The organism is Tsuneonella suprasediminis (assembly GCF_003605755.1).
Classification (GTDB): Bacteria; Pseudomonadota; Alphaproteobacteria; order Sphingomonadales; family Sphingomonadaceae; genus Tsuneonella; species Tsuneonella suprasediminis.
The window spans coordinates 160,737-182,670 of the sequence record NZ_RAHJ01000020.1 but is presented as its reverse complement, the minus strand read 5'-3'; the positions used below and the strand labels follow the sequence as shown (position 1 = coordinate 182,670).

Here is a 21,934-nt window from a genome sequence, read left to right as displayed (position 1 = left end):
AAACATGGCGCGACTGGTCGTAATCTCGAACCGGGTCGCAGTACCCAAGGCCCGCGGCGCTGCCGGGGCGCAAGGGGGACTGGCAGGCGCGCTGAATGCTGCGCTGAAGAAACACAACGGTATCTGGTTCGGCTGGTCCGGGCAGGAATGCGACAGCTTCACCGGCGACATTTCGATGCAGACCAGCGATGGCGTCACCACGGCCACAGTGGACCTGCCGCATCAGGATGTTGAGGAATATTACAACGGATATGCCAATGCGACGCTGTGGCCGCTGTTCCACTATCGCCTCGACCTGACCGAATACGAACGCACCACGGCGAAGGGATACGAGCGCGTCAACGAACAGTTTGCGGAGAGCGTGACCCCGCTGATCGAGAAAGACGATCTGGTGTGGGTGCACGATTATCACCTGATGCCGCTGGGCGACCGGTTGCGGCAACGCGGGCTGAAAAACCGGATCGGGTTTTTCCTGCATATCCCCTGGCCGCCGGCGCGGCTGTTCGTATCTCTGCCCTATCACGAACGGCTGGTGAAGACGTTGCTGTCATACGATCTGATCGGCTTTCAGACCGGGGAATGGCTCGACAGCTTCCTGCACTATTGCCGCAAGGAACTGGGCGCTGAAGTGGATGAAGCGACGGGCCGGATCGCTTATGAGGGTAACGAGACGGTCGCACGGGCCTATCCCATCGGCGTCGATTTCGATCACCTGATGGAGCAGCTCGATACCGGTGAGGCGCGCCAGGCGGCGCAGCGGCTGGCATCGAGCACGCGCCATCGCACAGCGATGATCGGGGTGGACCGGCTCGATTATTCGAAAGGCCTGCCCGAACGGATCGATGGGATCGGGCGGTTTTTCGACCGCAACCCCGATGCCGTGCGTCAACTGGTCTATATCCAGATCGCGCCGCCCAGCCGCGAAGATGTCGAAAGCTATCAGCAGATCCGCACAGTGCTGGAACAGAAGACCGGGCAGATCAACGGCGCCCGTTCGGAAGTCGACATCGTGCCGATCCGTTACGTGAACCGGGGGCATTCGCTGGCTGAACTATGCGGTTTCTATCGCGTGTCGAAGATCGGTCTGGTCACGCCCTTGCGCGACGGAATGAACCTGGTGGCGAAGGAATATGTCGCGGTGCAGGACCCGGACGATCCCGGTGTACTGGTGCTGTCCCGCTTTGCCGGGGCGGCGCAGCAGCTCGACGGGGCAGTGATGGTCAACCCGCACAGCCCGGACGATCTGGCCCACGCCATCGAAACCGCGCTGGATATGCCGTTGTCCGAACGCAAGGCACGGTGGGAAGACATGATCGGCACTGTCCGCGACGATAACGTGCACCAGTGGACCGAACGCTTCACGCACGATCTCGAACGGGTGCCTTGCCCCTGACACCTGTGGATGGCAGGGCAGGGGATATGAGCGAGCAAAACACGGAAATCCCTGGCGAAGTGAACCCCGGCGAAACGAACCCCCGCGAAACGAACCCCCGCGAAACGTACGATGCCGCCGATGGCCGTGTCCTGATTTTCGATGGGATACACAATTTCCGCGATTATGGCGGTTATGCCGCAGATGGCGGGCGTTTGCGGCGCGGTGTCCTCTGGCGGTCGGGCCACCACCGCGATGCGAGCGAAGGCGATCTGGCGCGGCTCGACCAGATCGGCCTGAAAACCGTGTTCGACCTGCGCGGCAATTCCGAAAGGGAAAAGCATCCCTGCCGCCGCTCTGCCGGGTTCGATGCGGAAGTAATCCTGTTCGACGGCGAAACCGCCTCGGGTGTGGCCCCGCACGAAGAGGCGGCACAGGGTGAAGGGCCGGAAGAAAACGCCCATCGCCGGATGCGCTGGGTCTATCGCTCGATCCCGTTCCGCCCCACGCTCAATACAGTGCTGCGCCAGTACTACGATGTGCTGGCCACCCGCGATGCGCCCAGTCTGGTGCATTGCTTCGCGGGCAAGGATCGCACCGGTATCGCGGTGTGGGTGCTGCATCGCCTGCTGGGGGTTCACCCCGACGATGCGATGGAAGATTACCTGCTGACCAACACCGCCGGAAACAACGAAGCACGGATCGATGCCGCCATCGCCGCCATGCGCGCCACGGGGCAGGAGGTCGATGAACGGCGGATGCGCGTGGTGATGGGCGTTGCGCCCGAATACCTCGACGTGGCGACAGGCCTGCTGACCGAACGCTATGGCTCGGTAGAAGCCTATGCGGAGGCGGAATTGGGTGTGGACAAGGGCAAGGTCGAACGCTTGCGCGCCATGCTGGTGGCGTGACAAGGGGCAACTCGCTTCCCATATGCGCCGAATACCGGCCCAATAGCTGAGAGAAGACCTGCGATGACCGTTCACAAAACCCGTATGCTGATTATCGGTTCCGGCCCGGCGGGCCTGTCCGCCGCGATTTACGGGGCGCGGGCGATGATGGAACCGATCGTGGTGCAGGGTCTGCAACCCGGCGGGCAACTGACCATCACCACCGATGTCGAAAACTATCCCGGCTTCAAGGATGTGATCCAGGGGCCGTGGCTGATGCAGGAAATGCAGGCGCAGGCCGAACATGTCGGCACGCGGATGATGTGGGACACAATCGTCGACATCGACCTGTCCAATGGCTCGCCTTTCCGTGCGACGGGTGACAGCGGCGATATCTACGAAGGCGAAACGCTGGTGATCGCCACCGGCGCGCAGGCCCGCTGGCTGGGCGTTCCGGGTGAACAGGAACTGGGCGGCAAGGGCGTCAGCGCCTGCGCCACGTGCGACGGGTTCTTCTATCGCGGCAAGAAAGTGGCGGTGATCGGTGGCGGCAACACCGCTGTGGAAGAGGCGCTGTACCTCACCAACCATTCGGACGATGTCACCCTGATCCATCGGCGCGACGAACTGCGCTCCGAACGCATCCTGCAGGAACGCCTGTTCAAGAATCCCAAGATCAAGGTCTTGTGGAACAAGGTTGTCGAAAGCTTCGAAGGCGATCCGCTGGCAGGCGGGCTGACGCATCTGTCGCTGAAGGATACCGTCACCGGCGAAACCAGCGATTTTGCCGCCGACGGGGCGTTTGTCGCCATCGGCCACGCGCCGTCGACCGAACTGTTCAAGGGCAAGCTGGAGCTTGATGCCGGCGGCTATATCGTGGTCGAGCCGGGCACGCCCAAGACCGCGATCCCCGGCGTGTTCGCGTGCGGGGACGTGATGGACCACACGTATCGTCAGGCTGTGACGGCGGCGGGCACCGGCTGCATGGCCGCGCTCGACGCGGAGCGGTTCCTCGCGACGCTGGAATTCGCGAAAGGCGAAACGCAGGCGGCGGAATAGGTCCGCCTGTCAGGCGACAGCGCTACCTCGCTTTGTGGCAAACCAGAGGCGCGGTCCACACGGGGCCGCGCCTTTGGTTTATCGGGTTCAGGTGCAGGACTTCGCCTCTACCTTGAAGTCTTCCGACAGGCTGGAAATACCCTGTTCGACAATGTCTTTGGCGGGCACGGGAATGGTCTGCGTGGCCACTTCGCTGCCGTCTGCGCGCAGGATGACAAGCTCCACCAGCTTCTGTTCGTCGGTAGTGTTGGTGACTTTCACGCCGGAGAACAGCCCGTATTTCGGCTCCACACTTACTCCGGAACATCCGCCGGACGATCCGCATCCTGCCAGAATGGCGAAAGGTACGATAGCGGCTGCGATCAATGCGAGTTTCTTCAACTGACTACTCCTTGCTGTGTTGAAACCGTTAGGACCGGGCACACGCGGTGACCGGGAAATGGTGGCTGATGGTGGGGGAAAGCGCGGCCAGAGCGGAAACAGTCCGGCGGCATTCGCGCAGGGTCTTTGCAATCGCCTGTCGCGGCGAATGATCGGTTATGCCTGCAAGCGCATTGTTTGCAGGCATCAGCGTAGCTGGCGCGACATTCGCGCGAAGCGGTTTACGCATGGTCCCCCCGTTTCGTCTGGCCCGATCCCCCGGACAGGGTTTGGGCGTGGCTGACGTCGGTTAGTTCAGCTTATCGGCTGAGAGCCACAATTCAACCGTTTCTTCCTGCGGGTCGCGTTCGGCCAGCGTCAGACGAGGCCGAACACCGCCATTCCCGCGTGCAGGATCAGCGCGATCAGCGCCAGCATGGAAAGCGTGAACAGAGCGAAGCGTACCATCACCCGATTGACTGTTGCCTGCCAGATCGAATGTGCCACCCGCAACCCGACATAGATCCATGCGATCGTGGCGTTGATGCCCGATCCCTGACCGATCACCGCCAGCACCAGACAAACCGCATAGAACACCGTCGGCGCTTCGTGCAGATGGTTGTAGTTATGGGCTTTCCACTGGGCGGAGGGTGGCAGCGCACTTTCCAGTTTCGCGCTGGTCCAGCCCACATCGGCGCCGGGGGCGTTCCGCCCTTCCATCTTGTTGATAGCGGGGATGCGGGTGACATACATCCACACCCACATCACCATCGTCCACGCCATCAGCGCGACCATCGGTTTGAGAATATCCATCCCGATCATCCGACTACTCCCGACTGAGCGAACAGTGTCAGCATCACCGCGCGGATCGCGAGGGTCAGCAGAACGAGGGTGGAGGCGAAGAAGATCACAAACCGCACCGCGACGACATTGACCATCGCCTGCCACAGCGAATGCGCGATACGCAGTGCGACGTAGATCCACGCCAGCGTCACATCCAGCCCGGTTGCGCCCATCATCGCCAGGATCACGACCGTGGGATAGAACACCGTCGGTTGTTCGACGAGGTGGCTGTAGTTATGCGACTTCCAGTTGATCTTCGGGTCGAGCACCCCTTCCAGATCCTGCCCCCGGCCACCGGGTGGCGCCTTGGCCAGACCGCCGATCTTCTTCAGTGCCGGTATCCGCAGCATCGCGGCCCAACCGAGCATTATCAGCGTCCACACCACCAGTACGGCGGCGGGCGCGAGCATCTGTGCCTGCATAGGTTCTCCCTCCATCGATCCCCTCTGTGGAGACTGCGCGAGGGCAATGCCGTTGTCAATTGCAACCAAACGTGCGGGGTCGGGGGAGGGTTGTCGGTCAGCGGCGTTGCAGGCGTACCGTGCGGTAATAGCTCAGCGGTCCGTCGCCAATCGTGCATTCGAGGCCGTAGCGGCGGGCAATGGCGAGCGAGACTTCGGGCAAGTCACCCCTCGGTGTGACATGGAACCGCCTCAGCCATCCGCGCAGCCCTGCCGCACCCATCGCAGGCATCCGCTCCAGACTGCCGAAATCGACGACATGGAGCGATCCTGTGGGCGATAGCGCCTCCGCAGCCTGCGCCAGCGCGCTTTGCCAGTCCGGGATCATCGATAGCGAGTAGGACACGATCACCCGCTCGAACCCATCCTGCCCGAACAGCGCCATCGGGGTGAAGTCGCAGGCATCGCCTTGCGCCAGTTGGACGTAGCGGCCCATTCGGGCAGATGCGTTCTTGAGCATCTCGCCAGAGATATCGAACCCGTGCAGCCGCACACCGGGCCACCGCCGCCGGATCAGCGCCAGATTGCGCCCAGTGCCGCAGGCCACCTCCAGCACGCGATCCCCAGGCGCACAGTCCAGCCCGTCGATCAGCCGGTCGCGCCCGAACAGGTAGTACTTGCGGGTGAAGTCGTAGATATGCCGCTGCCCGCGATAGACCGAGTCCATCAGCGCGGCATGATCGCGCCGTTGAGGTTGTACCGACGCCATCAGCCGCGCAACACGTAGAGATGCACCCCGCCATAGATGGAGGAGCGGTCGCGGCGGGTGAGGTCGGCGGATTGCTGCGCGCGGTAATCCCATTGCGACAGCACGGCATCGTCCACCCGGCCCGGCAGCAGGTCAGGCTCTGCCGAAGTGCGGAACAGCACCCGCGCGCCGGGGCGGGCAGTGCGGGTGATTTCGCGCCACAACTCGGTCAGTTGCACCGGGTTCATCCAGTCCTGCGCGTCGAGCAGGATATAGCGGTCGAGGCTGCTGTCCGGCTCCCCCTTCAGGAAATCGGTATAGCTGGTGCGGCGCAGGCTGACCCGGTCGGCCCGGTCGCGCACCGCGGCATAGTTGCGCCGTTCGAGATAGGGCGGCACCGGCGCATCTTCCCCTTTGCCGTATCCGCGACCGAAGGCCTGCCATGCGAAGTAGTTGTCGGCCACGGCGAAGTCGCAGGCCAGCTTTTCCAGCCGCCGCCGCAGCACTTCGGCCATGCGCTCGTCCCCCGCCAGATGCGTGAACTGCGCGGGCGGGATGCCAAGCCCGAACAGCGATGCGGGCTGATTGGTCAGCCAGCGGATGAACTTGCGGTCGAACACCGGGGCCAGCGTGGCCTCGAACGCGGTCCGCTGATCTTCCAGCGTGGGCGCATCGAGGATCGCCTCCAGATCGATGCGATAGAGCTTCGCCATCAGGTGCGACAGGCCGATGAACCGGCCCAGCAAACCTTGCCGGTAGATCCCCCGGCTGAAATGGGCGATCCGTTTACGCCCCGAAATGTCGCGCCGTTCCCAGTACTTGCGGCTCTCGCTATCGAGGTGCGGGGCGATATGCGCGTGATAGAGGGCGACGTTTTCCAGGTGATCGGCATCGCCGCAGAACCGGCGGAACCGTTCGTAGCCGGGTAGATGCTTCGCCGCCGCCAGCTTCAGATGCCCCAGAGCGATATGCCCGCGGTTGAGATCGAGTGCCACGATCTGCGCCGGATCGGCGGTGAGGTAGGACAGCACGTTGCAACTGCCGCTGGCGATGGTCACCACGCGGCTGTCGGGCCGGATATCCAGCCCCGCCATGTCCACCACCGGGTCTTCCCAGATCTGGGCATAGACCAACCCCTTGAATGCGAAGGCAAATGCCCGGTCGAGCAGCTTGTCCTTCGTGCCCGCTTCCTGGCGGACGACGGCATCGTCGATTACCCGCTTCGGCTTCGTCGCCATATCCAGTCCCCATCGGTTGACGGGCGGGCAATACGGCGCTCAGGTGACTGGCGTGTGACGGTCTGCGCGCGATCAGGCGCTTTCGTCGTCCATCAGCACTCTGGCGAAAGCGGCACGGTCGGTGTTGCCGCCGGTCAGCATGATGACGGTGCCTTCATCGACCGGCACCGTGCCCGCCAGCGCGGCGGCCAGCGCCACCGCGCCGCCCGGTTCAATCACCAGCCGCAGCCGTTCGAACGCGAAGCGTTGCGCCGCGCGCACTTGCGCCGGGGTGGCGACAGAGCCGGGCTGGGCCCGCTGTTGCAGGATCGCGAAGTTGATCGGCGCGGTCCACGGAGTTTGCAGCGCGTCACATGCAGTGGGCGGGGCATCGGCGGGCACCCGCAGGATCTCTCCCGCTGCCAGGCTGAGGCGGACATCGTCCCACCCCTCCGGTTCTACCGGGTATATCTCCGCATCGGGACATGCCAGCGCCAGCCCGCCGGTTAATCCGCCACCGCCGCAAGGCATGATGAGGCGCGATGGCTCGCGGCCCAGTTGCGCGGCGATTTCGATCCCGGCGCTGCCTTGCCCTTCGATCACCCACGGATCGGCATAGGCGTGCACCAGCACACAGCCACGCTCCGCCGCCAGAGCCCCGGCAATCGCATCGCGATCTTCCCCGCCGGGGCGGTCGTAGAGCACGACTTCGGCGCCCAGCGCACGGGTCGCGTCCAGCTTGGTCTGCGGGGCATCGACCGGCATCACGATAGTCGCCGCGATGCCCAGCTCGCGCGCGGCCCACGCCACGCCTTGCGCGTGGTTGCCGCTCGACAGAGCGATAACCCCACGCGCCCGCTCTTCCGCGCTCAGATCGGTCAGCCGGTGCCATGCGCCGCGAATCTTGAACGCGCCCACCGGTTGCAGACTATCTGCCTTCACGTGCAGCCGTATCCCATCGATCACTACCGGCAACAGCGGCGTGGGCGGCAGGACTTGCGCGATTTTCGCGGCGGCGCGCAGCACGCCATCGCGGGTGGGGAGGCGATTCGGAGTGGGGGTTGTGGCGGTCAATTCAGGGCTCAGTTCGTCGCTGTCAGAGAACACATGGACCGGATGTTACACAGTCCTGGGTCAAAAAAGTCAGGGCCCGCCGCGCGGCGGCAATCCGCTCTATAGCAAGCGGGCCAAATGGCGGGGAAGGGCGGTGGCGGCTCATCTGCCGCATGGATACCGATGGCGGCGCTGTAGGAAAGCGTTTTCGGATCATATTGTCTCTCTCCTGCATTCCACTATGGAGCGGATCATTCGAAGGCGCGGGGGCCATGCCACCGCCACACCGGTAAAGTGATTGGAGCATTTATGTCGAAAGTCCTGGTAATCGGCGCGGGCGGGGTCAGCTCGGTCTGCGTGCACAAAATGGCGATGAACGCCGGTATTTTCACTGAGATACATCTTGCCAGCCGGACCAAGGCGAAATGCGATGCCATCGCCGCCAGCGTGAAACAGCGCACCGGGCAGGATATCGCGACCTATGAAATCGACGCCGAAGAAGTTCCGGCGATGACCAACCTGATCCGCAAGATCGGACCCAGTCTGGTGGTCAATCTGGCGCTGCCGTATCAGGATCTGCCGATCATGGACGCCTGCCTTGCCGCCGGGGTCAGCTATCTCGACACCGCGAATTATGAACCGAAGGACGAAGCGAAGTTCGAATACAAGTGGCAGTGGGCCTATCACGACCGGTTTAAAGATGCCGGGCTGATGGCGCTGCTGGGCAGCGGGTTCGATCCGGGTGTCACCAGCGTGTTCACCATGTGGCTGAAGAAGCATAAGCTGAAAACCATCCGCCAGCTCGACATTCTCGATTGCAACGGTGGCGATCATGGTCAGGCCTTTGCCACCAACTTCAACCCGGAAATCAACATCCGCGAAGTGACCGCGCCCGCCCGCCACTGGGAAAACGGCGAATTTGTCGAGACCCCGGCGATGGGCAAGAAGGTCGAATTCGACTTCGAGGCAGTCGGCCCCAAGAACATGTACATGATGTACCATGAAGAACTGGAGAGCCTCGCCCGCTTCAACCCGGAGCTGGAGCGTGCGCGCTTCTGGATGACCTTCGGGGACGAATATATCAAACACCTCACGGTGTTACAGAATGTCGGGATGACCCGGATCGACCCGGTGAAATATCAGGGCAAGGATATCATTCCGCTGCAATTCCTCGCCGCTGTGCTGCCCAAGCCCGAAACGCTGGGCGAGACGACCAAGGGCAACACCAACATCGGTGTGATCGCCACTGGCGAGGCGATTGACGGATCGGGTGAAAAGACGTTCTACATCAAGAATATCTGCAGTCACGAGGCCGCTTATGAGGAAACCGGCAATCAGGCTGTCAGCTACACCACCGGCGTTCCGGCGATGATCGGCAGCGCGATGGTGGTGCAGGGCAAGTGGAGCGGGCAGGGCGTGTTCAACATGGAACAGATGGACCCCGATCCCTTCATGGATATGCTCAACACGCAGGGCCTGCCCTGGACGGTTGAGGAGCTGGAGGGGCCGGTTTCTTTTTGAGGTCGGCTGGGGTTGTTCACACGAAGGCACGAAGAAACGAAGATGATGGGGGCTATGGGAGGCCTGCGCTGTTGGCCGGGTGTCCGCCCGCAGGGCAATATTTTGAATGCTGCCGCGCGCACTTTGCCAACGGCAGTCGCAATTGCACCAGCTCGCTCAAAGTCTCCTTTGTGCCTTAGTGTCTTCGTGTGAACCCAACCCATCGCCCAAACCCCCGAAAGGGCCAAAGTAATTATTCGCCACCCGCCGCAGACCTTCCTTAAATGTCGCCTGACCGAAATTCATCAGCAGCCCCAGCGGCAAGTCCATCAGGCGCAAGTAGGTAAGCACCTGTTTCCCATGAACCGGTGCCAGCCGTTCGATCGATTTGAGTTCGACGATCAACGTCCGTTCAACCAGCAGGTCGATGCGAAACGCATGATCGACCGACACCCCGCGGTATTTGAGCGGCACGGATACCTGCCGCTCTACCTCCAGACCGGCCTGACGAATTGCGGCCTCCATAATCGCTTCGTATGCCGATTCGAGCAGTCCGGGGCCGAGTTCGCAATGGATGTGGAATCCGCAATTGATTACTTTTGAAGTGATATTTTCGAGATGTTCGGGGTTCATCTCTGGTTGGTTTCATATTTTCTTTTTGGTTTCTATTTGTTTTTACACGAAGACACTAAGTAACGAAGATGATGGGAATAGTTTTCTATTTCGGTGCCTGCCCGTCAGGGCAGTATTATGGAATGCTGCCGCGAGAGGGAGGCTGGTGGCGGTCAAAAACGCAACCACCCACTCCCCTTCTCCCTTCGTTCCCTGTTCCCTTCGTTTCTTCGTGCCTTCGTGTGAACCCAAACCTCGCCTGCCCCCATTCCCACATTCCCCGGTGGCAAGCCGCCGCCCGGTAAGTTAAAGGCCCGCTGCACGCTGGTGCGCGGAAAGGGAAATCATGGAAACCAAAGCTGGCGATCCCGGCGCATTCGCGCAATTCGATCTCGATCGCGTGAATACCCCGGCATTTGTAGTCGATGCGGCGAAACTGCGGGCGAATTGTCAGGTACTGGCCGACATTCGCGATGCGGCGGATATCAAGGTTCTGTCTGCGCTGAAGGCATTTTCAATGTGGTCGGTCGCGCCGGTTATCGGTGAATACCTCGACGGCGTATGCGCCAGCGGCCTGTGGGAAGCGCGGCTCGCCAGCGAGTTCTACGATGGCGAAATCACTACGTATTCCCCCGCATACAAGCCTGACGAGCTGGAAGAAATCTGCCGCCTGTCGGACCATGTCATTTTCAACAATCCGGTCCAGATAGAGCGGGCGAAGATGATTCTGGAACAGGCGCGGCTCACCTCCGGTGATTTCGAAATCGGTCTGCGGGTCAATCCCAGGGTGCCGACCGGCGAAGTGCCGCGTTACGATCCCTCCAGCCCCGGCAGTCGGCTGGGCTTTCCCATCGATCAGCTCACGCCGGAAATGATGGAAGGGGTCGATGGCATCCACTTCCACAATCTGTGCGAACAGGATCTGGAACCATTGCAGGCCACGTGGGACAAAGTGTTCGACGCGATAGAGCCGTGGTTCGGGCAGCTCAAATGGATCAACATGGGCGGCGGGCACCATATCACCCGCGCCGATTACCAGCGCGAAGAGCTGATCGAATTCCTGCGCGATGCGAAGGAAGACACCGGCGCTGAAATCTACCTCGAACCCGGCGAAGCCGTAGCGCTTGATGCGGGGATACTGGTCGGCACGATTCTCGATTCAGGGGTGAACGATGTGCCCTTCGCGATCACCGACATTTCCGCGACCTGTCATATGCCCGATGTGATCGAGGCACCTTATCGCCCGGCGATGTTGCGCGAACGCGCCGGGGAAGGGGAACCGATCCGGCTGGGCGGGCCATCGTGTCTGGCAGGGGACGTGATTGGCGATTATTCGCTGCCGGTTCCGGCGGAGCCGGGGCAGAGGATCGCATTCCTCGATCAGGCGCATTATTCGATGGTGAAGACCAACACTTTCAACGGTGTGCAATTGCCGTCGATATGGTTGTGGGACAGCGAGAGCGATCAGCTCGATCTCGTGAAAAGCTTCGATTACGAGGATTTCCGCAACCGGCTGAGCTGATTGCCGTCAGGCCGCGGCGCGGGGGCGGGGGAAGATCGTCGCCATCGTATGACTGCCGACATCGTAACATAGCCGGTCGCGTCCGCTGGCCTTGGCGTGGTACAATGCGGCGTCGGCTGTGCGATAGGCCTGCCGCATCCCTTCCTTGCCGATAGAGGCCATTCCTGCGCTGGCGGTGATGGTTTCCTGCACTTGCGGAACGGCGGATCGCGCCTCCGCAGCGATCCGTTCGCGCACAACGTTGAGCGCGATCGCAGCGGCATCGATGGATGCTGCATCGATCGCGACAGCGAATTCCTCCCCACCCAGACGCCAGGCGCGCAGGATTTGTCCGGCGGAGACGCAGTCCGCCAGCGCCTTGCCCACTGCGCGCAATACTTCGTCGCCCACCAGGTGGCCGTGGCGGTCGTTGATCGTCTTGAACCGATCCAGATCGACGATGGCCAGCACATCCGATTTGCGCCAGCGCCGCGAATCGAAATCGCGGCGGTTGAACAGACCGGTCAGCGAATCTCTCGACGCGACTTCAGCCAGTTCGGAGCCACGCCGTAAAGCCTCGTCGCGTTCGTGTTTGACGCTGTTGAAGCGCCACGCAATCGCTATCGACATGGCGATTCCTTCGCCGGCCATCGCGATATAGAATGCTGTATCGGCCGAATAATCGAGCGGCGATAGGTCGAAGGAGCGGGCAATGCGTTCGACAGCGACGATGGTCAGCACGATCCACGCATATGTGAAAGCCCGCGCCATCACACTGCCTTTGCGCCACGCCTCGCGGATAGCGATAGTGCCGATCACGATGCCCGGTAAGAACAACAGGTGATAAATTCCGCGCAGCGACCAGCCGGTCAGCCACGCAAGCGGTGCGATCAGACTTGCCGCAAAGGCGATAGAAGCCGTCAACACGATCAGGCGCCGCATGCGGGGGGTAATCATTCCCGGTTCGAGAAAGTTCAGCAGGAACGGTCCCAGCATACTGATCGAAATGGCCACCGCAGCGTATGAAATTGTCGTGCGGGGCCATAGTTCCAGATTAGGAAATATCAGGAATATCAGCGAACTGGACGAGATCGTGTAGATCATCAGCATGCCCAGTCCGATAAAGTTGTAGAACGCAAACCGGCTCCGCATGGCGATCGACATAACCAGGCTGTGAATCGCAACGATTGCCACCATGCCGGTCAGAAATGCCAGCATGACCGACAGCACAAGCCGTTCCGATGCGACAGTGTCGCGTGGGGCGGCGAATATACTGGTGGCGACTTGCGGACCGATGGGATTGTCGATTCGCATGTAAACCGAATCGATATCTTTCGTTTCCAGCGGCAGAGGGATCGAAAACCGGGTTCCCGCAATCCAGTGGTGAGCGATTGCAGTGGGGGTGTAATGGGTTGCGTGCACTTTGCCGTCGTGCCCGATCGTGGCGATTGTCATCCCGTCCGATGCCATCGAATCGCTTTGCAGGTCGACCGTGCCGGCTGGCATTTGAGCAGACGAAATGCGTACCCAGGCATGCCGTGTTTTCACGTCGCTGCGCTGTGCCGGGCAATGCCATCCCCCGCTGGCACGGGCTTCTGCGAGGGTGAGGGGTGTGTCTGATGCGAGGCTGCATGACTGACCGAACAGCGAATGCGCGCTGGCTGGCGAGACGATTGCCAGTGTGGCGAGAAACGCCAGTATGACCGCTGTCAGAGTTGCTATGCGTCTCACCATAGCGGCCTGATACGCTCAAACTATTGAATACTGTTTAATGTCAGTACCCTCCAAACCTCTGGGCTGTGGCACGTTTCGTCTCACTGCGGGTTGTTTAACTGCGATGGCATTTTCACTTGCGATTCATCGCTGGCCGATTATATGCGCCCTCCGCTGCCCCAAGGGGACTTCCTGACCGCAAGGCAGCCTCGTTCAAACTTACCGTTTGGGGGTCCCTTGAATTGCACATCTATCCTGACGCTCGGTCTGTAGTTCACGACATTTCGCCGGATGAGCCGGTTATTCTCAACCGTCCGCACGCTGCTGCGCGCGCTGCCCACTTCTTTGCGGAGAAGTTTCCGGGCAAGTCGCTCTATGCGGTGAAGGCGAATCCTTCGCCTGAACTGCTGCGCGTGCTGTGGGCGAACGGAATCAGCCATTTCGATGTGGCGTCGATCGCTGAAGTGCGTCTGGTGCGGCAGACTTTGCCCGATGCGACGCTGTGCTTCATGCACCCCGTCAAAACGGCGAAGGCGATTGCCGAAGCGTATAACGTGCATGGCGTCCGCACTTTCAGCCTCGATACGGTCGAAGAGCTGGAGAAAATCGTTTCCGCCTGTTCCGATGCCGATGGCACACCGCCGGGCGATCTGCGCCTGCTGGTCCGCCTGCGCGTGTCGAGCGAATATTCGGAACTCAGCCTCGCTTCGAAATTCGGGGTCGATCTGGCCGATGCCGCCGCGCTGTTGCAGCAGACCCGCCAGCATTGCGACTGGCTGGGCGTGTGTTTCCATGTCGGCAGTCAGGCGATGACGCCGTTTGCCTATGTTCAGGCGCTGGAACGCGTGCGCGCCGCTGTGGCGGAAGCGTCGGTGGTGATCGACGTGGTCGATGTCGGCGGGGGCTTCCCCAGCGAATATCCGGGCATGGAACCGCCCCCGCTGGAAGATTACTTCTCGGTGATATTCCGCCACTTCGAAGCTTTGCCGATCGCTTACAACGCCGAATTGTGGTGCGAACCCGGCCGTGCGCTGTGCGCCGAATATTCATCGCTGGTCGTTCGTGTGGAAAAACGCCGGGGCGAAGAACTGTTCATCAATGACGGTGCCTATGGCGCGTTGTTCGATGCCGCGCATATCGAATGGCGTTTTCCCGTCAACGCGCTGGAAGACGATCTGACGCAGCCGGTGGCCGAATTCTCGTTCTATGGCCCCACCTGCGACGATGCCGATTTCATGAAGGGCCCCTTTATGTTGCCGGAAGACATTCAGGCGGGCGATTATATCGAAATCGGTATGCTCGGTGCCTATGGCGCGGCGATGAAGACTGGCTTCAACGGTTTCGGCAATGCCGATCAATACGTTGTCGAAGACGAACCGATGAGCAGCCTTTACCGCGGCGACCGCGCCGACCCGCGCGCGAGCGACAACGTAGTGAGCCTGCGATAAGGCATGGCGCCCCGGTTCCTGCCGGGGCTCTGTTCCTGCATTGCCAGCCGCATGGCAAACCGGCGAACCGCGCCGCTTCCGCCACGCTTCTGCGTTCGTTGAGCGTGGCAGCCGCTGCCCATCGGGTTTTCCCGATCAGCGGCCTGCCTTGCCGACCTGCACCTGCATAAATTGCGGCTGACTCTTCGGGCCGCCGTGGAGCTGTTCCAATGGATAGCTGCCTTGCGGCAATACCCCCAGCGGCATCCCGGCAGCGGCGAGGGCATAGGGGCTGACGCGGTGCCGGGTGCACAGGCCGCCCGCGCCATCGTTGACCAGCGGGGTTTCGAATTCCACGCCGATCTGCGCCCCTTCCGACCGGGTCACTTCGCATACCACCAGTTGCCCGGCCCCCAGATCGAGCACCAGAGGGGTGCCGACAGGCACGCCGACCAGCCCTTCGATAAAAGCCCCGGTGGTGGACAGGTCGCGGATCACCGCTTCATAGCGATAGTCTTCGTGGATCAGGCCGATGCGCCGGAACATCGCGCGCCGGTCCGGGCGGTGTTTGTCTGGCCCGCTTGGTTCGATCCTGAATTCGCCGGAATCGATGTGTTGCAGCACCGCCGCTTGCGGCATCGCCTTGGCATAGAGCCAGCCCTGAACCAGCGTGGCGCCTTTCTGTTTCACGACATTGAGCTGATCGAACGCCTCCACCCCTTCGACGGTGGTTTCCATGCCCAGGGCTTTCGACAGGCCGATGATCGCGGTGATGATCTTTTCGCTGTTCTGATCCTTCATCGTGCACGAGTCGACAAAGCTTTTATCGACCTTGAGCTTGTCGAACGGGGCGGAGCGCAGATAGCTGAGCGAGGAATAGCCGGTGCCGAAATCGTCGAGCGCCAGACGCACTCCGATGTCCTTCAGGCGGCTGAAAGTGGCCTCGGTCGCTTCGGTGTCGCCCATGAAGACGCTTTCGGTCAACTCCAGCTCCAGCCGGTCGGGATCGATCCCGCTGGCGGCGATGGCACCGGCAACCTGTTCGACGAAGCCGTTGGCGATGAACTGACGGGGCGACACGATTACTGCGACGCGCACCGTCTCGGGCCACTCCATCGCGTCGCGGCAGGCCTGATGCAGCGCCCATTCGCCTAACGATGAAATCAGGCTGGTTTCTTCCGCCACAGGGATAAATGTCGCCGGGCTGACCCAGCCGCGTTCCTCGTGTTCCCAGCGCATCAGCGCTTCCATGCCCACGACATGGCTGTCTGCGATCCGTACGACCGGCTGGTAGTGCAATTGCAATTCGTCCGCGTCGAGCGCCTCGCGCAGATCGTCGAGCAAGAGCTGGCGCTCGTGTTCTTCATCGCGCAAGTCGGCGGAATAGAACCGGAACTGGCCGCGCCCGTCATTCTTGGCGGCATAGAGCGCGAGATCGGATGCGCGGACCAGCTCTTCGGTTTCCAGCCCGTCGTAAGGGGCGATGGCAACGCCGACCGATGTGCCAATGATCGCCCGCTTATCGTCGATGGCATAAGACTGCGAAACGATCTGGATCACTTTGTCCGCCAGCTCGCCCAATTTGCCGCGATCGTCCAGATCGGGCAGGATGATCTGGAATTCGTCGCCACCCAGACGGCCGATCTCGCCGCGATCGCCAATGACATTACGCAATCGTGCAGCGACCTGTTGCAACAGATCGTCGCCCGCAGGATGGCCCATCGTGTCGTTGACTTGCTTGAACCGGTCCAGATCGAGCATCATCAGCGCACAACTGCGCTTTGCCGCTTTGTACGCCGCCAGAACGCTGTCGAGGCGCCGGGTCATCCGATGGCGGTTGTACAGCCCGGTGAGGGAGTCGAATTCGGCAAGCCGGGAATCCTCCACTTTGCGCTGATATTCGACCGATACGTCGGTCGCCAGACCGCGATAGCCGTGGAAATTCCCCTCGGCATCGATCCGGGGCTGGGCGGAAAGCGACAGCCATACCGTCTTGCCGGCTTCCTTCACCTGATCGAGCGAACAACGCACGATGACAGACGACAGCTTGTTCCGGGCATTGAGCTGGAAGCCGAGCGGGCGGCCTGCACGGTCGTCCGGGTCTTGCGGGTCGGTTTCGAACAATGCCGTCAGTGGTTGGCCCAGCAGCGAAGGCAGGGGGATGCCCAGCCTGTCTGCCGCGCCGGGCGAGAGATAGCTGAGGACGTTATCGCTATCCGAAGACCAGATCCACGCGATGTCGGTCTGTTCAAAATCGTCGAGCACCGCGAGGCGCAGGCTATCGGCGGTGACCGGACGGTCATCGACAAGGGGTTGCGCCCCGGAAAATCCCTTCAGCAGCTTTCGCACCGTTTCCGCATATCCAGTCTATCGTTCGCGGGAATTCCGGGAACGCGCAGAATACTGTGCTGTATAATGGTTTAAATCTGACTAAATCAGGTTTGCATGCGCGCCCTGACGGGTGCTGTTCCGTCAGGCCGCCTCGCGCAGTTCCATGTCGAGCCGATCCCAGATTTCCACCAGCGCGGCCACCAGTTCGCGCATCATCTCTTCCGAGTGAGCCGGGCCGGGGGTGAAGCGTAAACGCTCTGTCCCGCGCGGTACGGTCGGGAAATTGATGGGCTGAACATAGACGCCGTATTCCGCCAGCAGGATGTCGCTGATCCGCTTGGCTTTCACCGGATCGCCCACCATCAGCGGCACGATATGGGTGGTGCTGTCCATCACCGGCAGCCCGGATTCGCGCATCAGGTCTTTCAGCCGCTGCGCCGCTGCCTGCTGCCCGTCACGCTCCGCGCTCGACGATTTGAGGTGGCGCACCGATGCCAGCACCCCGGCCACCAGCACAGGGCTGAGCGAGGTGGTGAAGATAAAGCCCGGCGCGTAGGAACGGATCACGTCGATGATCTTGCGATCCGCCGCGATATAGCCGCCCATGACGCCGAACGCCTTGCCCAGCGTACCTTCGATAATATCGATCCGGTGAGCGGCTTCGTCGCGTTCGGTGATCCCGCCGCCACGTTCGCCATACATGCCCACGGCGTGCACTTCGTCGATATAAGTCAGCGCGTTGTACTTGTCCGCCAGATCGCAGATCGCGTGGACCGGCGCGATATCGGCATCCATCGAATAGACGCTTTCGAACGCGATCAGCTTGGGCGTTTCGGGATCTTCCGCGGCCAGCAATTCTTCCAGATGGGCGACATCGTTGTGCCGCCACACCCGCTTTTCACAGCCGGAATTGCGAATGCCCGCGATCATGCTGGCGTGATTGAGTTCGTCGGAAAAGATCACACAGCCCGGCAACAGCTTGGCCAGCGTGGACAGCGTCGCATCGTTGGAGACATAGCCGCTGGTGAACAGCAGTGCGGCTTCCTTGCCGTGCAGGTCCGCCAGTTCGTTTTCCAGATCGACGTGATAATGGGTGTTGCCGCCGATATTGCGGGTGCCGCCCGATCCGGCGCCGACATCGTGCAGCGCCTCTTCCATAGCGGCGATCACTTTGGGATGCTGCCCCATCGCGAGATAGTCGTTGGAACACCAGACGGTGACCGGTTTCGGCCCGTTATGTCCGTGGAAACAGCGCGCATTGGGAAATGCACCCTTGTTACGCAGGATGTCGATGAAGACGCGGTAGCGACCTTCGGAATGGAGGCGATCGATCGCCTGATCGAAGATCTGATTGTAATTCACTTGCCCGATAGTCACTGACACTGTCCAAGCCTGCGCCGGTCCCGTCACCGGCCGAATGCGATCAGCCGGTTACGCTTGTTGGTTCGATTATGCCACAGCGATCTTTGCGAACCGTTCGCGTTTAGAGCAGGGCGGCGGCTTCTATGTCGTAACGGGACAGGGCAGGGGCCAGCGCAGGGTCCGGCGCGGCGGTGAATACCGCGTGATCGGCGGTGTCGCGGGCAAAGGCTTGCCCTTGCGTAAGGCTGGCGATGCGGCGGGCAATCCCGGCGGCTCCGTCGATAAAGCGCACCTGCGGCCCGAATGCAGCCGCCAGTTCTTCGGTCAGCAACGGGAAGTGGGTGCAGGCGAGCACCACGGTGTCGATCTCCGCCCCACCGGGCTGATCGCGCAGACCTGCCACCGCCTCGGAAATGGCACCCGGATCGAAAGCCTGCCCGCGCAATTTGGCCTCTGCCGCGGCAACCAGTCCCGGCGCGCCGAACCGCAGCAGCCGCTTGTCGGCGGCAAATTCCGCTTCGAGTCGGTCGACATATCCCTGCCGGATGGTCGCATGGGTGCCGAGCAGGCCGATCGTTCCGCTGCGCGTCATCGCGGCGGCGGGCTTGATCGCTGGGACCGTGCCGACAATCGGGATGTTGAGCACTTCGCGTACCATGCCCAGCGCAATCGTGCTGGCGGTGTTGCAGGCGATAGTGGCAAGGCGCGGGCGAAACCGCTCGCTCATCCGGCCAAGCAGACCCGCCACCCGCGCGGCAATCTGCGCCTCCGTCTTCTCGCCATAGGGCAGGCCAGCCGTATCGGCGGCGTATATCACCGGGGCTTGGGGCAATGCTTTCCGCAGTTCGGCCAGCACGGTCAGCCCGCCGACACCGGAATCGAACAGCAGGATCGGGGCGGCGGGATCGGCGGTCAAGAAAAGAAACTCCGTAGCAGCGAGACTTGCATTCCACGAACCGGTGCGAAGCGACAATCCCTGTTGTGGCAGGCGGCTGAGCGTTTAAGTACACTGCGCGCCGACCACAAGCGCGGGCGACAGGAAAGAGGCACGGCCAGGGGGCAGTTATGACTATCGAAACGATCTACGCGGCGGTGCTGGGCTATGTGCTGGGTTCGATCCCGTTTGGCCTGTTGCTGGCGCGGATGGCCGGGCTGGGCGATGTGCGGAATATCGGCAGCGGCAATATCGGCGCAACCAATGTCCTGCGGACCGGCAACAAAGGCGTGGCCGCCGCGACACTGCTGATGGATCTGGCCAAGGGGCTGGCCCCGGTTCTGATCGCCAAAACGATGTGGCCCGGCAGCGAAGGTGTGGCGGCGGTGGCGGCGGTGCTGGGGCACTGTTTCCCCGTCTGGCTGGGTTTCAAGGGTGGCAAGGGTGTGGCGACCAATGCGGGCGTCAGCTTCGGGCTGGGATGGCCCATCGGGCTGGCCTACGCGCTGGTCTGGCTGGGTGTGCTCGGTGTGCTGCGGATCAGTTCTGTCGCAGGGATGAGCGCGGTGGTTGCCGCTGTAATTGCCGCGGCGTTGCTGGGATATCCGCAATACGTGGTGCCGCTGGGGCTGATCGCCGTGCTTGTCCTGTGGCTGCACCGCGCCAACATCGGCCGTCTGATGCGCGGCGAAGAACCGAAAGTCGGCAGCAAGAAGTGAGCGACAGCCCGTTGTCGCAGGCGGAGGCATTTGCCCGTATCCGCCTGCTGCGATCCCCCAATATCGGCCCGGTCAGTTACGCACAGTTGCTGCGCCGCTATGGCTCTGGTGAAGCGGCGGTGGCGGCTTTGCCCGAACTGGGGGCGCGGGGCGGGCGCGCTTATCGGGCGGCACCGGCTGAACGGATCGCAGAAGAAATCGCCGCTGTCCGCAAGGCGGGGGCGCGGTATCTGTTTCACGATCAGCCGGGTTATCCCGCGCTGCTGGCCGAAACGCCCGGCGCGCCGCCGATCCTGACCTGGAGCGGCGATCTGGCGCTGGCTTCGCGCCCGTGTGTCGCGATGGTCGGCGCGCGCAATGCCTCTGCCGCTGCAGTCAAACTGGCGCGCGAATTCGCCGCTGCGCTGGCCGCGCGGGGTTTTACGATCGTTTCCGGGCTGGCGCGGGGGATCGACGGGGCGGCGCACGAGGGGGCTTTCCCCGCGACCATTGGTGTGATCGCCAGCGGGATCGACATTGCCTATCCGCCGCAACACGCTGATCTGCAGGAACGGATCGCCTGCGATGGCCTGCTGCTGGCCGAACAGCCGCCGGGGACAGAGCCGCGTGGCAGCCATTTTCCCAGCCGCAATCGCATTATCGCCGGGCTTGCCTCCGGAACTCTGGTGGTAGAGGCCGCGCCCAAATCGGGCAGTCTCATCACCGCGCGGCTGGCGGGGGAGGCCGGGCGCGAAGTGATGGCGATCCCCGGCAGCCCGCTGGATGCCCGCAGTCAGGGATGCAACCAACTGATCCGCGATGGCGCTGTGCTGGTGCAATCGGCTGACGATGCGATCGAGTTGTTGAGCGGTTTCGACGGTCTGCCGCGATCTTCCTTCCGCGATACGGTGTCCGCTTTTCGTTTCGACGATAGCGACGATCTGGCGGCCGCCGAACCAGCAGATATCGCCACGCTGCTGACCAGTGCACCGGTTGCGGTGGACGAACTGATCCGCCAGTCTGGCGGCAGCGGCGCGGCAGTGCAGCTTGCCTTGCTGGAACTGGAAATCGCCGGACGGCTGGAGCGGCATGCAGGCGGGCGGGTGTCGATTAGTGATTGAATGGGAACGGGGGTATTGATGAGCGCAGACAGACAAATCGGTTTTGCCGATATTCTCAGCCAAACGGTGGAGACACTGTCGGCGGGCGCCAGAGCGGCTGCGATATATTTCGTGGTGGTGGGGGCGCTGGGGGCTGCGGGGGTGTTCACTGATTTGAATGGGGCGGAAACGGATGTGTTCTTCGGTTTCCGCAGTGGTTTCATCTATTCCGCCGATGATGGGATTGTGTCTGCCCTGTTGCAGTTTGCCGCCTGGATTGCATCGGTCATCGGCGGATATCTGCTTGTAAAGACGTTCCTTTTTGAGCGAGGTGCTGCCGTCGATTCCCGCAACCGTTTCTGGGCCTATATCGGGATGAGCATTGTTTCGACGATCGGAACGGTGCTGGGATTTCTTCTTTTCATCGTGCCTGGCATTATCATCGCAGTACGCTGGATCGCATCCAGCGGTTTCTTGGTGGGTTCGAACGAAGGCCCGATCGATAGCCTGAGCGCAAGCTGGGAAGCTACACGAGGGCACAGTTGGCCGATCTTTTTTGCCGGAGTCTTGCTGATGATTGGCTATGCCGTCGCGATAGCTTTCTTTGTTGGCATCTTCAGTGCGACCGGCATGGATCGAGGCGCCGAGATGATTGCGAAGTTCGTCGAACCACTTGCCTCGGTGCTAACGACTGCACTGGGCGTTTCGGTGTATCTGCTGGTCAGCGACCGCAGCAAGGAAGTCAGCGATGTCTTTACCTGATGCAACCCGCTTGACGAACCGCGAAACCTGCCGCCACCCTCGCGCGTACAT

The 21,934-nt window shown here is 61.8% G+C and carries 21 protein-coding genes; 9 read left to right on the top strand and 12 right to left on the bottom strand.

Annotation, left to right across the window (positions count from 1 at the left end; translation table 11 throughout):
- Positions 1 to 4: 4 nt before the first annotated feature.
- The 3 genes from D6858_RS12790 to trxB all read left to right on the top strand — a co-directional run bounded on the left by D6858_RS12790 (position 5) and on the right by trxB (position 3,321).
- Complete coding sequence (locus D6858_RS12790) at positions 5 to 1,393, top strand: alpha,alpha-trehalose-phosphate synthase (UDP-forming) (RefSeq protein ID WP_120111165.1); 1,389 nt, start codon at positions 5 to 7, stop codon at positions 1,391 to 1,393.
- A 26-nt stretch (positions 1,394 to 1,419) separates the two neighbouring features.
- Positions 1,420 to 2,283 (top strand): tyrosine-protein phosphatase, encoded by an 864-nt coding sequence (locus D6858_RS12785; RefSeq protein WP_120111162.1) that lies wholly within the window; start codon positions 1,420 to 1,422, stop codon positions 2,281 to 2,283.
- Positions 2,284 to 2,346: 63 nt separating this feature from the next.
- Positions 2,347 to 3,321: a thioredoxin-disulfide reductase gene (gene trxB, locus D6858_RS12780; RefSeq protein WP_120111159.1), complete on the top strand. Its 975-nt coding sequence runs from the start codon at positions 2,347 to 2,349 to the stop codon at positions 3,319 to 3,321.
- An 87-nt stretch (positions 3,322 to 3,408) separates the two neighbouring features.
- Here the strand turns inward: trxB and D6858_RS12775 are convergent, their stop codons facing one another.
- The 7 genes from D6858_RS12775 to D6858_RS12745 form a co-directional block, all read right to left on the bottom strand.
- A complete protein-coding gene (locus tag D6858_RS12775; RefSeq protein WP_120111156.1) occupies positions 3,409 to 3,702 on the bottom strand; it encodes a hypothetical protein in 294 nt (97 codons plus the stop codon).
- Positions 3,703 to 3,730: 28 nt separating this feature from the next.
- Positions 3,731 to 3,931 carry a hypothetical protein gene (locus tag D6858_RS12770; RefSeq protein WP_120111153.1) on the bottom strand — a complete coding sequence of 67 codons (201 nt, stop codon included), beginning with the start codon at positions 3,929 to 3,931 and terminating at the stop codon, positions 3,731 to 3,733.
- 128 nt (positions 3,932 to 4,059) lie between these two features.
- Positions 4,060 to 4,503 (bottom strand): MAPEG family protein, encoded by a 444-nt coding sequence (locus D6858_RS12765; RefSeq protein WP_205664943.1) that lies wholly within the window; start codon positions 4,501 to 4,503, stop codon positions 4,060 to 4,062.
- Positions 4,500 to 4,946, bottom strand: coding sequence for an MAPEG family protein (locus D6858_RS12760; protein ID WP_120111288.1), 447 nt, complete (start codon positions 4,944 to 4,946; stop codon positions 4,500 to 4,502). Before D6858_RS12760 ends, D6858_RS12765 begins: the two co-directional genes overlap by 4 nt.
- Before the next feature lie 97 nt (positions 4,947 to 5,043).
- Complete coding sequence (locus D6858_RS12755; protein ID WP_240623840.1) at positions 5,044 to 5,694, bottom strand: class I SAM-dependent methyltransferase; 651 nt, start codon at positions 5,692 to 5,694, stop codon at positions 5,044 to 5,046.
- The gene (locus D6858_RS12750; RefSeq protein WP_120111151.1) at positions 5,694 to 6,911 is read right to left on the bottom strand and encodes a BtaA family protein; all 1,218 of its coding nucleotides are present in this window, start codon (positions 6,909 to 6,911) and stop codon (positions 5,694 to 5,696) included. The genes D6858_RS12755 and D6858_RS12750 overlap by 1 nt, the downstream gene beginning before the upstream one ends.
- A gap of 72 nt (positions 6,912 to 6,983) precedes the next feature.
- Positions 6,984 to 7,997: a threonine ammonia-lyase gene (locus D6858_RS12745; protein WP_240623839.1), complete on the bottom strand. Its 1,014-nt coding sequence runs from the start codon at positions 7,995 to 7,997 to the stop codon at positions 6,984 to 6,986.
- 255 nt (positions 7,998 to 8,252) lie between these two features.
- On the opposite strand from D6858_RS12745, the gene D6858_RS12740 reads away from it, so the two are divergent.
- A complete protein-coding gene (locus tag D6858_RS12740) occupies positions 8,253 to 9,464 on the top strand; it encodes a saccharopine dehydrogenase family protein (RefSeq protein WP_120111148.1) in 1,212 nt (403 codons plus the stop codon).
- A 156-nt stretch (positions 9,465 to 9,620) separates the two neighbouring features.
- On the opposite strand, the gene D6858_RS12735 is transcribed toward D6858_RS12740, so the two are convergent.
- On the bottom strand, positions 9,621 to 10,076 hold the full coding sequence (locus D6858_RS12735; RefSeq protein ID WP_120111145.1) for a GxxExxY protein: 456 nt from the start codon (positions 10,074 to 10,076) through the stop codon (positions 9,621 to 9,623).
- Positions 10,077 to 10,401: 325 nt separating this feature from the next.
- On the opposite strand from D6858_RS12735, the gene D6858_RS12730 reads away from it, so the two are divergent.
- Positions 10,402 to 11,577 (top strand): carboxynorspermidine decarboxylase, encoded by a 1,176-nt coding sequence (locus D6858_RS12730; RefSeq protein WP_120111143.1) that lies wholly within the window; start codon positions 10,402 to 10,404, stop codon positions 11,575 to 11,577.
- Between the two features lie 6 nt (positions 11,578 to 11,583).
- Here the strand turns inward: D6858_RS12730 and D6858_RS12725 are convergent, their stop codons facing one another.
- Complete coding sequence (locus tag D6858_RS12725) at positions 11,584 to 13,290, bottom strand: GGDEF domain-containing protein (protein ID WP_120111140.1); 1,707 nt, start codon at positions 13,288 to 13,290, stop codon at positions 11,584 to 11,586.
- Positions 13,291 to 13,511: 221 nt separating this feature from the next.
- Between D6858_RS12725 and D6858_RS12720 the strand changes: the two genes are divergently transcribed.
- Positions 13,512 to 14,717: an alanine racemase gene (locus D6858_RS12720; protein WP_120111137.1), complete on the top strand. Its 1,206-nt coding sequence runs from the start codon at positions 13,512 to 13,514 to the stop codon at positions 14,715 to 14,717.
- A 135-nt stretch (positions 14,718 to 14,852) separates the two neighbouring features.
- Here the strand turns inward: D6858_RS12720 and D6858_RS12715 are convergent, their stop codons facing one another.
- From D6858_RS12715 to murI, 3 genes are all read right to left on the bottom strand, one after another.
- Complete coding sequence (locus D6858_RS12715) at positions 14,853 to 17,045, bottom strand: putative bifunctional diguanylate cyclase/phosphodiesterase (RefSeq protein ID WP_120111135.1); 2,193 nt, start codon at positions 17,043 to 17,045, stop codon at positions 14,853 to 14,855.
- Positions 17,046 to 17,168: 123 nt separating this feature from the next.
- Positions 17,169 to 18,389, bottom strand: a complete 1,221-nt coding sequence (gene hemA, locus D6858_RS12710; RefSeq protein WP_120111280.1) for a 5-aminolevulinate synthase — start codon at positions 18,387 to 18,389, stop codon at positions 17,169 to 17,171.
- A 121-nt stretch (positions 18,390 to 18,510) separates the two neighbouring features.
- Entirely contained in the window at positions 18,511 to 19,305 is a 795-nt protein-coding gene (gene murI, locus D6858_RS12705) for a glutamate racemase (RefSeq protein WP_120111133.1), read from the bottom strand.
- 149 nt (positions 19,306 to 19,454) lie between these two features.
- Between murI and plsY the strand changes: the two genes are divergently transcribed.
- Genes plsY through D6858_RS12690 form a run of 3 tightly spaced genes read left to right on the top strand, consistent with a single transcriptional unit; the run spans position 19,455 to position 21,883 of the window.
- Entirely contained in the window at positions 19,455 to 20,042 is a 588-nt protein-coding gene (gene plsY, locus D6858_RS16150; protein WP_120111130.1) for a glycerol-3-phosphate 1-O-acyltransferase PlsY, read from the top strand.
- On the top strand, positions 20,039 to 21,142 hold the full coding sequence (dprA, locus tag D6858_RS12695) for a DNA-processing protein DprA (protein WP_120111127.1): 1,104 nt from the start codon (positions 20,039 to 20,041) through the stop codon (positions 21,140 to 21,142). Before plsY ends, dprA begins: the two co-directional genes overlap by 4 nt.
- A gap of 18 nt (positions 21,143 to 21,160) precedes the next feature.
- On the top strand, positions 21,161 to 21,883 hold the full coding sequence (locus tag D6858_RS12690) for a hypothetical protein (RefSeq protein WP_120111124.1): 723 nt from the start codon (positions 21,161 to 21,163) through the stop codon (positions 21,881 to 21,883).
- The last annotated feature ends 51 nt before the right edge of the window (positions 21,884 to 21,934 follow it).

Excerpts from the sequence above, each read along its gene's own strand:
- D6858_RS12790 (WP_120111165.1), top strand. The coding sequence starts at position 5 with ATGGCGCGACTGGTCGTAATCTCGAACCGGGTCGCAGTACCCAAGGCC.
- D6858_RS12785 (WP_120111162.1), top strand. The coding sequence starts at position 1,420 with ATGAGCGAGCAAAACACGGAAATCCCTGGCGAAGTGAACCCCGGCGAA.
- trxB (WP_120111159.1), top strand. The coding sequence starts at position 2,347 with ATGACCGTTCACAAAACCCGTATGCTGATTATCGGTTCCGGCCCGGCG.
- D6858_RS12770 (WP_120111153.1), bottom strand. The coding sequence starts at position 3,931 with ATGCGTAAACCGCTTCGCGCGAATGTCGCGCCAGCTACGCTGATGCCT.
- D6858_RS12765 (WP_205664943.1), bottom strand. The coding sequence starts at position 4,503 with ATGATCGGGATGGATATTCTCAAACCGATGGTCGCGCTGATGGCGTGG.
- D6858_RS12760 (WP_120111288.1), bottom strand. The coding sequence starts at position 4,946 with ATGCAGGCACAGATGCTCGCGCCCGCCGCCGTACTGGTGGTGTGGACG.
- D6858_RS12755 (WP_240623840.1), bottom strand. The coding sequence starts at position 5,694 with ATGGCGTCGGTACAACCTCAACGGCGCGATCATGCCGCGCTGATGGAC.
- D6858_RS12750 (WP_120111151.1), bottom strand. The coding sequence starts at position 6,911 with ATGGCGACGAAGCCGAAGCGGGTAATCGACGATGCCGTCGTCCGCCAG.
- D6858_RS12740 (WP_120111148.1), top strand. The coding sequence starts at position 8,253 with ATGTCGAAAGTCCTGGTAATCGGCGCGGGCGGGGTCAGCTCGGTCTGC.
- D6858_RS12735 (WP_120111145.1), bottom strand. The coding sequence starts at position 10,076 with ATGAACCCCGAACATCTCGAAAATATCACTTCAAAAGTAATCAATTGC.
- D6858_RS12730 (WP_120111143.1), top strand. The coding sequence starts at position 10,402 with ATGGAAACCAAAGCTGGCGATCCCGGCGCATTCGCGCAATTCGATCTC.
- D6858_RS12725 (WP_120111140.1), bottom strand. The coding sequence starts at position 13,290 with ATGGTGAGACGCATAGCAACTCTGACAGCGGTCATACTGGCGTTTCTC.
- plsY (WP_120111130.1), top strand. The coding sequence starts at position 19,455 with ATGACTATCGAAACGATCTACGCGGCGGTGCTGGGCTATGTGCTGGGT.
- D6858_RS12690 (WP_120111124.1), top strand. The coding sequence starts at position 21,161 with ATGAGCGCAGACAGACAAATCGGTTTTGCCGATATTCTCAGCCAAACG.